12 protein-coding genes and 1 riboswitch are annotated in these 13,042 nt (G+C 61.9%); of the genes, 5 read left to right on the top strand and 7 right to left on the bottom strand.

Translation table 11 applies throughout. The features are described from left to right. Positions 1-14: 14 nt before the first annotated feature. From nadD to BBAG_RS05470, 3 genes are all read right to left on the bottom strand, one after another. Positions 15-725 carry a nicotinate-nucleotide adenylyltransferase gene (nadD, locus tag BBAG_RS05460; protein ID WP_033508407.1) on the bottom strand — a complete coding sequence of 237 codons (711 nt, stop codon included), beginning with the start codon at positions 723-725 and terminating at the stop codon, positions 15-17. Continuing rightward, positions 722-1,267, bottom strand: a complete 546-nt coding sequence (locus BBAG_RS05465; protein ID WP_047750270.1) for a hypothetical protein — start codon at positions 1,265-1,267, stop codon at positions 722-724. The genes nadD and BBAG_RS05465 overlap by 4 nt, the downstream gene beginning before the upstream one ends. 83 nt (positions 1,268-1,350) lie before the next feature. Then, positions 1,351-2,640, bottom strand: a complete 1,290-nt coding sequence (locus BBAG_RS05470; protein WP_003826842.1) for a glutamate-5-semialdehyde dehydrogenase — start codon at positions 2,638-2,640, stop codon at positions 1,351-1,353. A gap of 172 nt (positions 2,641-2,812) precedes the next feature. Between BBAG_RS05470 and thrC the strand changes: the two genes are divergently transcribed. From thrC to BBAG_RS05485, 4 genes are all read left to right on the top strand, one after another. Then, positions 2,813-4,303: a threonine synthase gene (gene thrC / locus BBAG_RS05475; RefSeq protein ID WP_193352292.1), complete on the top strand. Its 1,491-nt coding sequence runs from the start codon at positions 2,813-2,815 to the stop codon at positions 4,301-4,303. 127 nt (positions 4,304-4,430) lie between these two features. Continuing rightward, positions 4,431-5,717 carry an MFS transporter gene (locus tag BBAG_RS05480; protein WP_003826844.1) on the top strand — a complete coding sequence of 429 codons (1,287 nt, stop codon included), beginning with the start codon at positions 4,431-4,433 and terminating at the stop codon, positions 5,715-5,717. A gap of 113 nt (positions 5,718-5,830) precedes the next feature. Then, positions 5,831-6,001 (top strand): hypothetical protein, encoded by a 171-nt coding sequence (locus BBAG_RS08505; protein WP_003826845.1) that lies wholly within the window; start codon positions 5,831-5,833, stop codon positions 5,999-6,001. A gap of 123 nt (positions 6,002-6,124) precedes the next feature. Next, positions 6,125-6,655 carry a GNAT family N-acetyltransferase gene (locus BBAG_RS05485; protein WP_003826846.1) on the top strand — a complete coding sequence of 177 codons (531 nt, stop codon included), beginning with the start codon at positions 6,125-6,127 and terminating at the stop codon, positions 6,653-6,655. 128 nt (positions 6,656-6,783) lie between these two features. Here BBAG_RS05485 and tenA read toward each other — a convergent pair whose 3' ends face one another. The 4 genes from tenA to BBAG_RS05505 all read right to left on the bottom strand — a co-directional run bounded on the left by tenA (position 6,784) and on the right by BBAG_RS05505 (position 11,293). Next, positions 6,784-7,566 carry a thiaminase II gene (tenA, locus tag BBAG_RS05490; RefSeq protein WP_003826847.1) on the bottom strand — a complete coding sequence of 261 codons (783 nt, stop codon included), beginning with the start codon at positions 7,564-7,566 and terminating at the stop codon, positions 6,784-6,786. Then, a riboswitch (TPP riboswitch) is annotated at positions 7,558-7,685 on the bottom strand. Its footprint overlaps the gene before it by 9 nt. A gap of 58 nt (positions 7,686-7,743) precedes the next feature. After that, a complete protein-coding gene (locus BBAG_RS05495; protein WP_003826848.1) occupies positions 7,744-8,391 on the bottom strand; it encodes an HAD family hydrolase in 648 nt (215 codons plus the stop codon). A gap of 164 nt (positions 8,392-8,555) precedes the next feature. Further along, positions 8,556-10,319, bottom strand: a complete 1,764-nt coding sequence (gene recN / locus BBAG_RS05500) for a DNA repair protein RecN (protein ID WP_003826849.1) — start codon at positions 10,317-10,319, stop codon at positions 8,556-8,558. Further along, positions 10,319-11,293 (bottom strand): NAD kinase, encoded by a 975-nt coding sequence (locus tag BBAG_RS05505; RefSeq protein WP_003826850.1) that lies wholly within the window; start codon positions 11,291-11,293, stop codon positions 10,319-10,321. The genes recN and BBAG_RS05505 overlap by 1 nt, the downstream gene beginning before the upstream one ends. Before the next feature lie 373 nt (positions 11,294-11,666). Between BBAG_RS05505 and BBAG_RS05510 the strand changes: the two genes are divergently transcribed. Next, positions 11,667-12,965 carry a TrkH family potassium uptake protein gene (locus BBAG_RS05510; RefSeq protein ID WP_152595305.1) on the top strand — a complete coding sequence of 433 codons (1,299 nt, stop codon included), beginning with the start codon at positions 11,667-11,669 and terminating at the stop codon, positions 12,963-12,965. Positions 12,966-13,042: the final 77 nt, after the last annotated feature.

Here is a 13,042-nt window from a genome sequence, read left to right on the forward strand (position 1 = left end):
TGCGAGGAACCGGCTTACTCGCGGTACAAGCCGTGCTTGCCGATGTACTGCACCACACCGTCCGGAACCAGATACCAGACAGGCTCGCTGTGCCGGGCACGCCTGCGCACGTCGGTCGAGCTGATCGCCAACGCCGGAATCTCCAACGTGTCGACCTTGCCCTCCGGCAATTTGACGCCTGCCGGAGAGGAATACCCCGGACGTGTGACGGCCACGAAATGGGCAAGATCCCACATGCGGTCGGCATCCTTCCACTGCATGATCTCCGCGACCGCGTCCGCGCCGGTGATAAAGAACAACTCCGCGTCCGGATGCTGCGCCCGCAGATCGCGCAACGTATCGATGGTGTAGGTGATGCCCGGGCGGTCGATGTCGACACGGGACACGGTGAACTTCGGATTGGAGGCCGTGGCGATCACCGTCATCAGATACCGGTCTTCGGCGTTGGTGACGTTCTTGTCGAGCTTGAACACCGGGCGCCCGGTCGGCACGAAGATCACCTCGTCCAGATCGTAGACCCACGCCACTTCGGAAGCCGCCACCAAATGCCCATTATGAATCGGATCGAACGTGCCGCCCATAATGCCGACGCGCGGCCGCACATGCCAGTTGCCACGAGCCGAACGGCGGGCATTGCCCGAAGTAACCACGGCGGTCGCGGCGCCGACCTCGATCGCCTCCTCCGACAAATCGGACATGCGACGCTCATCAGATGGGGGCGTCATGCACGTTCCCCCTGCCGCTCCTCGCGATCCTGATCGTCACGTTCACGCTCGATCTCCTCGGCGGTCGGACTGCCGTCCTTCGGATCGATCTTGCCCATATCCTCATCCCATTCGTCCTGCACCACGCGACGGATCTCCGCGAACGTGGGCAGCGGGAAATCAGGCTGATACATGCGACGCACCTCGGCGACACGCTCGGTGATGCGAATGAGGGTGTCGGTCATAGTGTCCACGTCGCCCGCACGTTCGAACGCGGCGAACTTGGCGATGTGCTCCTCCATGAGCTCCATATGCTTGCGCACCATGGCGAACTGCTCATCGTCCAGATCGACGATGCCTTCGGCATCCTCCTCAGGCCAGCCGATCAGCACGGCGTCGGCATATTCGAGCGACGCACGCTGAGCCGCCGTGGCGATGCCGTCCTCGATCTGCACCAGGAACACGTAGCGGACGATGCTCAGCCGTTCCGAGGCGATTTTCATGACACAGCGCGGATTGCTCAAATCCATATCGGGGCGCAGCTGCTCGATAGGCGTGCTCATGCAGCCGTCGGAGGCCTTGGCACCCGGCCTGTTCCGCTCGATCTCATCCAATGCGTTCAATTCATTCGGCTTGCTTGTCTCGCTCATGCGCGCACCTGTCCTTGCCCATAGCCAATCCATTTCGTAGTGGTCATCTCCGCAAGACCCATCGGGCCTCTGGCATGCATTTTCTGCGTGGAAATGCCCAGCTCGGCACCAAAGCCGAACACGCCGCCGTCGGTGAAGCGCGTGGAGGCGTTCACCATTACCACCGCGGAATCGATACGCCCCGTGAACTCCTCGATGGCCGCATAATCCTCGGAGACAATCGACTCGGTATGACCGGTGGAATGCCTGTTGATATGCTCGATCGCCTCATCAAGCGAATCAACGATCTTGACGCCCATGGTCAAGGCGAGATATTCGGTGTCCCAATCCTCGTCGGTGGCGTGCTTCAGCAGCTGCGGATCATGATCCGGCATGGCATCGATGATCGCATAGGCGCGTTCGTCGGCATGCAGTTCGACGCCGGCTTCCATCAGCGCCGCGGCTGCGAGCGGCAGAAAACGTTCCGCCGCCTCCGCATGCACGATAAGCTTCTCCGCGGCATTGCACACGCCGATACGCTGGGTCTTGGCGTTGATGATGATCGGAATGGCCTTGGCCGGGTCGCCCGCACGATCCATGTAGATATGCACATTGCCAGCGCCCGTTTCGATAACCGGAACCTTGGAATTGGCGACAACCGCCTGGATCAGTCCACGCCCGCCTCGCGGCACCAGCAGATCGATATGCCCGCGGGCCTGCATCATGGCCGTCGCGCCATCACGCCCGAAATCGTCCACGGACTGCACCAGCGCGCTGTCGAACCCGTGAGCCTGCAGCACCTCGCCGATCACGCCAAGCGTGGCGGCATTGGTCCTCTCCGCGGCGTGACCGCCACGCAGCATGGCCGCATTGCCGGACTTCAGGCACAGGCTCGCCACGTCCACGGTGACGTTCGGACGAGCCTCATAGATCATGCCGATCACGCCGATAGGCACTCTGGTCTGCGTCAGGCGCATGCCATTGGGCAGCGTATAACCGCGCACGATCTGGCCGACAGGATCAGGCAGGGACGCGACATGACGCACGCCTCCTGCAGCGGCCTTCACACGATCCACGTCGAATCGCAGACGGTCAAGCTTGCCCTCGTCCATGCCGTCGGCACGAGATTGGCGCATATCCGCGGCATTGGCCTCGGCGATGACTTCCGCATTGGCGTCGAGCGCGTCGGCGATGGCGAGCAGAACGGCATTCTTCGCGTCGGTGGTGGCGCGGGCAAGTGTGGACTGCGCTTTGGCCGCGGCATCGGCGCGCGCGCATACCTGATCGAAAATCTCTGGGAATTCCATGCGTCCCAGCCTACCTCATGCCACGCGCAACAATGGCAGGCGGCTCAGACCCCGGCCATAGGAGCACACCGCAGGCATGCGGAAAATGGACAACGGGCCCGCGCTGCCTACGGCTGTCGGTAAACTTACGGCTGTTGAACCTCAACGTCAAAGATTCTTAACCGTAAGGATTATTGTGACCACGTTCCATTCCACACGAAGCACCACCGATTCACTCACTTCCAAGCAGGCCATTCGCCTCGGACTCGCCGACGACGGCGGTCTGTTCGTCTCCGATCAGCTCGGCGAAACCAAGGTCTCCATCGACGATCTTGCCGGCATGTCCTACCAGGCCATCGCCCAGCGCGTACTCGGCGCATTGCTGCCCGACTTCACCGAAGAGGAGCTTGCCCAGTGCATCGCCGAAGCATACGGCGAACAGTGGGCCGATGAGAAGATCACCCCGGTCAAGCCGCTTGGCGACGACTACGTGATGGAACTGTTCAACGGCCCGACCTCCGCATTCAAGGATGTCGCGCTCCAGATCCTCCCCCGCTTCATGGCACGCACCGCCCCGGCCGACGGCGACGACAACGAGAAGATCATGATCGTCACCGCCACATCCGGAGACACCGGCAAGGCCGCCCTCGCAGGATTTGCGGATGCGGCCGGCACCGGCATCACCGTCTTCTACCCCGAAGGCAAGGTCAGCCAGGTGCAGGAACTGCAGATGACCACGCAGGCCGGTTCCAACGTGAACGTGTGCGCGGTCAAGGGCAACTTCGACGACGCCCAGTCCGCGGTCAAGCGCATCTTCGGCGACAAGAAGCTCGCCGCACGCCTGGCGAAGGACTCCCACGTGGTGCTGTCCTCCGCGAACTCCATCAACGTGGGCCGTCTGGTGCCGCAGGTCGTGTACTACTTCTCCGCCTACGCGCAGCTGCTCGAGCAGCAGGTCATCAACGTGGGCGACGAAGTCGAGTTCGTGGTGCCGACCGGCAACTTCGGCGACATTCTCGCCGGCTACTACGCCAAGCTGCTCGGCCTGCCGGTCAAGCATCTGGTCGTCGCATCCGACAAGAACAACGTACTGTTCGACTTCCTGACCACCGGCACCTACAACCGTCAGCGCCCGTTCTTCCAGACCATCAGCCCGTCGATGGATATTCTGGTCTCCTCCAACCTGGAACGCATGCTGTACTACATGTCCGACAAGGACGCTCGTCTCATCTCCATGCTGATGAACGACCTCAAGCAGTGGGGAGCCTACGAGATTCCGAGCGGCATGCTCGCCAAGATCCGTCAGATCTTCGGCACCGGCTGGGCCGATGAGAACCAGGTGCGCGAAATGATCGCCGACTGCTGGAACAAGAACCATTACGTGATCGACCCGCACACCGCCTGCGGCTACTTCGTCATGCAGCAGATGCCGCGCGACCCGCTGACCCCGCGCGTACTGCTCGCCACCGCAAGCCCCTACAAGTTCCCACGCGTGGTGAACGAGTCCCTGGGCCTCGACGCCACCGGCACCGACTTCGCATGCATGGACGTGCTTGCCGAGGCGACCGGCACCACCGCCCCCGCCGCACTGCGCGGCCTGGAGAACGCCGACGTGCGATTCGACAACGTGGTGGAGGTCGACGGTATGGAGGACTTCGTGGAGCACGCGGCCAAGACGCTGTGATTCCACAGCACACCACCGTCATACCGGCATAATCCACACATCGGCCACCCGCGTAATACGGGCGGCCGATTTTCTATTGTTCCCGGTCGGCATATACAGTACGTTCCCGGAGGCAACCCGTACAATCATGGCAGCACCCACGCAACAGACAATCCCAGCAGACAATCACGGCAACGGCAAATCACCAGGCAAGGCACCGAAGGACCGACTCATCACCCGTGACGTGGCGCTGGTCATGCTGGCGACCTTCTTCTTCATGGCAAGCAATATGACCATCACGCCGATCGTCGCCGGGTACGGCGAGACCCTGGGCGCAACCGGCGCGCTGATGGGCGTCATCGCCGGCGTGATGAGCTTCGTATCGTTGTTCTGCAGACCGATCGCCGGCAATCTGTCGGATCTGGTGAGCAAACGGCTGCTGGTGGCGACCGGCACCACGCTGTACATCGTGGCCGGAATCCTGTACTGCTGGGCGGATTCCACCGGCATGCTCATCGCCGCACGCATCGTCAACGGGCTTGGCTTCGCCTGCGGCTCGGTATGCCTGGCGACATGGGTGTCGCTGCTGCTGCCTATCCGCCATATGGGCGCGGGCATGGGATTGTACGGCATTGTGAACGCGCTGGCCATTGCGGTCGGCCCGGCGCTCGGCATACGGCTGCATCAGCTGGTCGGCTATCATCTGACGTTCATCGCATCATTGGCGATGAACGTGCTCACGCTGATCGTGGTGATGCTGGTTCGCAACGGCGGTGCACCGGCAAGAAGAAGGACGAACGCTCCAGACGGGGAACCGAGCTCGGCCATGGCACCGCGGAAGACACCGCACGCATCACATCGTTTGCGTTTGAGCAGTCTGGTTGAGCCGCGTGCGATTCCGCTGGTCGTGGTGTTCATGATGTTCGCCGTCCCCTATTTCGCGAACCAGTCGTTCCTCGTCGACTACATCGCCGCGCGGCATCTTGCCGCCTCCTCCGACCTGTTCTTCGTATACTACGCGGTGGCGCTGCTCATCCTGCGCCTGACGTTGAAGGACCTGTTCGACAGCAAGGGCTTCCGGTTCTGGCTGATCGTATGCTCGATCATGATGCTGGGCGCGCTGGCGTTTCTGACCGGCATGACGAACGACTGGTACCTGCTGGTCGCGGGCATCGGCATGGCCGGCAGCTATGGCCTGCTCAGTTCGGTGACGCAGGCGCAGGCCGTGGTGATCGCCGGACGGGAACGCAGCGGCATGGCGAACAGCACCTATTACATGGGCATCGATTTGGGCATGGCGTTGGGTCCGATGCTGGCCGGCGTATTCTATGGACATCTGCCGATCGCATGGTTCTACCCGGTGTTCATGGTCACGATTCCACTTGCGTGGATCGTCTACGTGAGCTTTGCACATATGATCCACGGGCGCGGATAGGCGCGCAGCGGTTGCCTTGGCGTTCCCGCTGGTATGCCCGCTCGCGTGCGACGCCCATAGTGCCGCCGGACGTTTCGGCACTTGAAGACACCCCAACGACTAGCATCGATCGCATGACGAATGCAAAGAAGAACTGGCCCGATCCATCGACGATACGACTGCGCCGACAGCCGGGCGGTTTCGGCAGGAACGCGGCATCCGGCGTGCGCGGCAGGTCGGCGATGCCGTTCAAGGCGACCGGGCATAAGGGTGGCATCAGCCGGCAGGGGTCGAAACGCGGCTGAACCGACAGGGAGACGCCGTGCCGTTGATCATCGCTCATCCCACCATTACTCGACCATCCGCCGGTTTGCGCCGTCAACGGACAATCATCAGTTGAAAATCATCGATATTGAAAGGCCATCAGCATGCTGATCCGCCATGCCACCTTGAACGATCTGCCGGCAATCGCGGCGGTCGAAGCCGCCTGTTTCCCCGCCGTCGAGGCTGCGAGCGCCGATGCGTTGCGCGAACGTCTGATGGTGTACCCCGATTGCTTCTGGCTGATGATCGACGACGCAGCTGACGATGCCAAGGCAACGGCTGCACGCGCCGCCACCGTTGACGGGCGACTGGTTGCGTTCATCAATGGATTCGTCACCGACTCCCCCGATCTGAGCGACGATATGTACGCGGATGCCGCCCAGCATGATCCGCATGGCGCCTGGCAGATGGTCTTCGGCGTGGACACCGCACCCGAATACCGGCATTGCGGTTATGCCAGCGCGTTGATGCGGCGGGTGATCGAAGACGCACGGCAGGCCGGACGCGCAGGACTGGTGTTGACGTGCAAGGATCGGCTTGTCGGCTTCTATGCGCGTTTGGGGTATGTGGACGAGGGCATATCCGAATCCACGCATGGCAACGTTGTATGGCATCAGATGCGGTTGCGGTTCTGACCATCAACGTACGACCGTCGAGTCTTCCCTATCCCGGTACAGCGATTCCGTCGCGTCGCGAAACGGCATGGAATGCTGCGGGTACATGAAAATGAGACGCAGCGCCCCAACAATCACAAACGCCAGTCTCAGCGGGCCTCGTCCCACTGCGGCTTCCAGGAATACTGCATGTCGTAGGCGCTCGACCAGAACATGTATTCGTTCTGCACGCCGTTGCAGAAGATCTCCTCAAGCTCGTGCAAACGGTTTTCGCCTAATCCCTGGACCATGTGCTCGATATGTTCGATCAGCCACACGGAGCTGCTCCAGAACTCCTCGGTCTTGTACATGTCGATCCAGCTGCGGAACGGGTTGGATTCCAGCGTATCGGCGAACTCCCTGGCGAGTCGCTGGCCGTAATCCGCATACACCCAGGCGCATGGCAGCACGGCCACGAGAATGTCCAGCAGGTCGCCGCCATAGGCGATTGCGAGGATGTTGGACGTGTAGGCGCGGGCGAATGCGGATTGGCGCGCATTGTTCATTTCGTTTTCGTTCACGCCGAATCCGGCCATGTATGTGCGATGCACGGAGGATTCCACGTTGAAGATGGTGTTCTGCACATCGGCCATGAAACGCATGACCTCGGGGTCGCGGGTCTTGGTCAATGCCAGCGCGTGCACTTTAGCGTAATCGGCGAGATAACGGTAGTCCTGCAACAGGTAGAAGGCAAACCGTTCCTGTGCGAGCGTGCCGGCGCCGAGTTCACGCAGGAACGGCTGGTTGTAGCCGTCCTCCCAAACCATATCGGCGGCGGTGCGCAGTCTGCGGGCGAACGGCGGCAGGTTGTCGAGACGGATCCCTCTGGCGGGATCGAAGCCGCTATCGAATGCGAAATCGTATGTACGGGTATCGGATGCCATGCTTGCCATGGTGTTGCCTCCCTACGCTGGTATTAACCATCAGGTTCTAAGGGTCAGGCTGTATGCCTTTCTCAACCCGCGTGCGCGTTGCAATATGCGCCGACGCGCGGGTTCCCCTGCAATTTGCGGATTTCATTATGGCGATATGCGCCGACTGGCTGCGCCACCGCGCGCTGCGCATGCGCGTTATAGGAAACGAGGTGCGTCGTGGAAGTCGAACATCACACCGTCCGCCAGTGCGCAGATACGCGCCCAATCCGCGTCCGACGAATCGTCGTGCATGGCCCACACGCGCATGCCCACGGATTTCGCCGATCGAATGCCCGGCAGAATGTCTTCGAACACCACGCATTCGCATGGTTCGGCACCCAATCTGGATGCCGCGAGCAGATATACGTCCGGCTGGTCCTTGCCTATGCCGTGTACGTCATCCACCGAGGTGATGGTGGTGAAGAAGTCGAAGATGCCCACATGCTTCATGGCAGGTTCACGCAGCGACGGAGTCAGCGATGTCGCCACACCCAGTTTCACGCCGGCATCGTGCAGATAGGTGAGGTATTCCACAGCGCCCGGCTTGGATTCGACCATGGTGGCGTACGCCTCGTGCGCCATATCGTCCCATTCGGCCATCACCGCTTCGGGGGTCTCGTTCAGGCGGAAGCGCTCGATGGTGTACGCCGCGACCTGTTCGAACGGCATGGCGCTGATGGTGGGCACGTAATCGGCTGGCACCTCGAAGCCTCGTCTGGCGAGGAAGTCCATGTCGATCTGATCCCATACGCCCATGGAGTCGAGCAGTGTGCCGTCAAGATCGAAGATCGCCGCCTTCGGCATGGAGCTGGACGAGTGGGTGGCCGGAGCGCTGCCCGATGCGGGGGCAATGGTTGAGGGGATGTTGGTCATGTGTACCTGCCTGCTGATGACCGATCTGGTCGGCGGATTCGTGCGTTCGGGGTCGAGCCGTGCGGATTATCGGCGATTCGATGCCTCCGCATGGCTCAAAGCGTGGATTCGGCCAGAAGCTCCCTGGCGTGTTCAAGGGACGTTTCGGTGGCATTACCGGATAGCATGCGTGCGATCTCACCGGTACGTGCCTCGCCGGTCACCTCGGTGACGATGGTTTCGGTCATGCCGCCATCCGTCTGCTGCGTTTTGGCGACCACGAACTGCTTGTCCGCCCAGGAGGCGACCTGCGGCAGATGTGTTACGACGATCACCTGCGCGCTTTCGGCGAGACGGGCCAGTCGGTGACCGAGCTCCACTGCCGCCTTGCCTCCCACACCGGCGTCGACTTCGTCGAAGATGAACGTCATGCCTTCGGCGCTGCCACGTTGTTCGGCGGCGACAAGCTCCAAGGCGAGCATCAAACGGCTGAGCTCACCGCCGGACGCGCTTTTGCCCATCGGCAGTTCGGGCGAGCCGGGAAACGGCGTGAACAGGAATTCGATGTCGTCGCCGCCATAGGGTCCGAGCGAACCTGTGGGGCTGTCGCCGCCATCATGTTCGGCCACGCGAATACGCAACGAGGCGCCGCCCATAGCCAACGATCCAAGTTCCTCGCTGACATGCACCCCCAGATCGCCCGCGGCCTGCACCCGCACCTCATGCAATGCTTCGGCCGCATGGACAGCCCGTTGGTAGAGCTGTTCACGTTCGGATTCCAACTGCGCCACCTTCTCGGGGGAAGCATCCAGATCCTCGACTTCGAAAACGGCTTTGTCTCGCCATGCGATCACATCGGACAATTCCGGCCCCCACCGGCGCATCAGCTCATTCAGTTCGTGGATGCGCCCGTTAAGCCGATCCAGATCCTCTACGCTACCCTCACCGTCCAGCTCCTGGACAAGCGCGAACACCACGTCGGCAAGATCGGCCGCAATGGATTCCAATCGCGACGCCTGCTCGGCGAACACGCCGCCGACCTGGATGCCGTGCAATGCCTGTGCCGCGCGGTTCACCAAATCGACGGCCGAGGCCGCATCCGATCCTTCGCTCATCTGCGAGGCGTCCAGCACTGCCAATGCGGATGATACGCCCTGGCTGATCGCAGCGGCGTTCTCGATGCGATCGCGACGTTCCTTCAATTCGGCATCCTCGCCCGGCTGTGGGTCGACCTGGTCGATGCGTGCGATGGATTCGCGCAGATAATCGGCCTGCTGGCGTGCGGAGGCCTCCTGCGAACGCAGTTTCGCCAGACGCTCGTCCATGGCGGTCAGCTCATCCCACGCATGGCGGTATGCGGCCAGCTGGGCGTCGTCGCCGGCGGCCATGTCGAGGAATTCACGTTGTTTGGCCGCGGATGCGATACGCAGCTGTTCGCTTTGCCCGTGCACGGTGATGAGCTCTCCTGCCACGCTTTCCAATACGGAGCGTGGCACGGTCTTGCCGCCGAGTACGGCACGCGAACGCCCCGATGCCGGCACGACGCGGGAGAGGAACAGTTCGCCGTCTTCCGGTGTGACGCCGGCCTCCTCGGCATACTGCACGGCCTTGCCGGCTGGACTAAGCGTCCCTACGGCGTTCGCGGTGCCGGAGAGATCGGAATCGCCGGGCACGCAGAACACGCCTTGCGCCCACGCTTCGCCTGCCCCTGCCGACACGCGCGACCCGGATGCCGCGCCACCGGAAATCAGCCGTATGGCAGAGAGCAGCATGGACTTTCCTGCACCGGTTTCGCCGGTTATGGCCGTGAATCCGGGTGCCGGCGCAATCTGCGCGTCACGGATTGGCCCGAGGTTACGTACGGAAAGCTCTTCCAGCATCAGCGGCCATTCCTCCTGGCGTTCGCAGTGTCGCAACCGTTCTGCCCACCGTGTTGGCCATCATTGGCCGTCGCTTCACCGTGCGCCGACCTGCTGCGATTCGCGTGTTCGCGCCAGCCGACCACCGGAAGATCGAATTTGCTGACCAGCCGGTTGGTGAATGGCACGCCGGAGAGCCGCGCCAATCGCAGGGTGTCGTGGGAGGCTCTGACTTCGACACGTGTGCCTTTGGGCAGCGAGCGCTGGCGACGGCCATCGCAGCAAATCCACCCGTCGGAGACGGAACTGTCGAGAATATCGAGGGTGAACGTGGAATCCGCGCCGATGATCAGCGGGCGGGCGAACAGTGCATGCGCGGCCAGAGGCGTTAATTGCAACGCCTGCACGTTGGGCCAGATGATCGGTCCGCCTGCCGAGAAGGCGTAGGCGGTGGAACCGGTGGGCGTGGATACGATCACGCCGTCCGCGCCGAAGGAGCTCATCTCCACATCGTCCACACGGATGGACAGCTCCACCATCTTGCCGCGTGTCTCGCGTTCCAACGTGATGTCGTTCAAGGCCCAGTCCTCGATCGGCTCGCTGGCGCCCGGCAACCACACGTCCACGTGGGCGATCATGCGCTCGTCGATCAGATAGTCGTGATCGGCGACACGGCGGATCGCGTCGCTCATCTGGAAGCTTTCAAATTCGGCCAGAAAGCCCACATGCCCCAGATTCACGCCGAGAATCGGCACTTCCGAGCAATGCACCAGTTCGGCTGCGCGCAGAATCGTGCCGTCGCCGCCAAGCACGACCACGATTTCGGTGTCGTCGTTCACGCGCTGGGATGGCGTGCCGAATGCCGGCGGGTCGACGTTATCGATGATCGTGACCTTGAATCCGGCCGACTGCAGTTGGCCCACGGCCTCGCCGACCACCGTGCCGCTTTGCCGCAACCGACTATGCGTCACCACCACAGCATTGCGTCTTGCCATACGATGCTCTCCATCCGTTCGATACCTGTTCGGTATCCGTTCGATATCCGTTTGCCGCCTATATCAGCGCATTCGGTCACACTATGCACTATCCTAATCGTTTGTTCAAACCGCCAGGTCTTGTCTCGTCACCGTGTGAGCGGCCCGACCGCCGCCGGACTAGAATGTCATACGGCGGAAGATCATGTATGCGAAACGTTAGGAGGGTTCTGTGGCACGTGACCTTGATGAACCCGTTGAGGCGGAGCATCGCTTCAAGATCACTCTGTCGAGGCTTCGCACGGGCAAGTCCAAAAGCAGCTCGCCGGCTAGGCGCATACGCAGGGTCAGTCTCACCGACCACCTGTTCAGCCATCCCGGGCGACTGTCCATCATGTACTTCATGGCCCTTATCGTGATCGCCACAGCGCTGCTGCTGCTGCCGTTCGCCACGCAGACCGGTGAGATCACCAGCTTCCCCGTCGCCTTCTTCACCGCCGTATCGGCATTGTCCACCTGCGGCATCCAGGTCGTGAACACCAACACCTACTGGTCGTTCTTCGGGCAGATCGTGATCCTGTTCTCCATCCAGCTCGGCGGTCTCGGCGTCATGACCTTCGCTTCGATCGTGGCGCTCGGCATCAGCCGTCGGCTCAGGGTGTCGCAGCGCATGCTCACCGCCAACGAACTCGGCACGAACAAGCTTTCCGAGATCAAAAGCGTCATCACCGTGGTGCTTACCATCACGGCCATCACCGAGGCACTGACCTTCACCCTGTTGCTGCCCGAACTGCTCCGCGTCAACAACGAGAACGACGCCGGCCGCACCCTGTGGCAGGCGATCTTCTACGCCGTTTCCGCATACAACAACACCGGCTTCACCCCCGACACCTCGGGTCTGTACGTATCCAACTGGGGTGTGGGCCTGCCGATCCTCATCAGCGCATTCATCGGCACGCTCGGCTTCCCCGTGGTGCTGAACGTGGTGCAGTGCGCGCGCAAACGTCAAAGTCCCAGGCATTGGTCGCTGCACACCAAACTCACGTTGGTCACCACCGCGATTCTGGTGGCCGCCTCGCTGGTGTGGTTCCTTATCGTCGAATGGCATAACGTCAACCTGTTCCCCGACGACGATCTGTCGTTGAAGTTCCGTAGAGCCATGGTGGCCGCCGTAATGCCCCGCTCCGCGGGTTTCGACATCTCCTGGGTGCCGGGCGTGAGCTCCGAAAGCAAGCTGTTCATGAGCATCATCATGTTCATCGGCGCAGGATCCTCATCGACGGGAGGCGGCATCCGAGTGACCACCTTCGCGGTGATCATGCTGATCTGCGGCGCGGCATTCACCGGGCATCGTGACGTCACCGTATTCCGCAGGCGCATTCCCCGCAGGATTCAGATGACCGCCATTTCCGTCACCACATCCTGTCTGTCCCTGGTGGCGATTGCTTCGATGGCGCTGATGTTCGTCACCGATTGTTCGCTGGGCGATGCGGTATTCGAGACATGCTCGGCGTTCAGCCTTGGCGGCTACTCCGTGGGCGTGGTCAGCGCGGGCAATCCGGCCTCGCAATTCATTCTCGCCGCCACGATGATCATCGGCAGACTCGGCCCCATGACCATCGCCTATTCCATCAGCCGCCCACTGGCGCCGGAACCGATCCGATACCCGCAGGAGAACGTCATCGTCGGCTGATTTCCCATTCATGCCGGCCGGGCAAGAGTCGCCATGGCATCCGCATGGCCGACGACAGCCCCCAGCATGCCGGTTCG

This window comes from Bifidobacterium angulatum DSM 20098 = JCM 7096, assembly GCF_001025155.1.
GTDB lineage: Bacteria > Actinomycetota > Actinomycetes > Actinomycetales > Bifidobacteriaceae > Bifidobacterium > Bifidobacterium angulatum.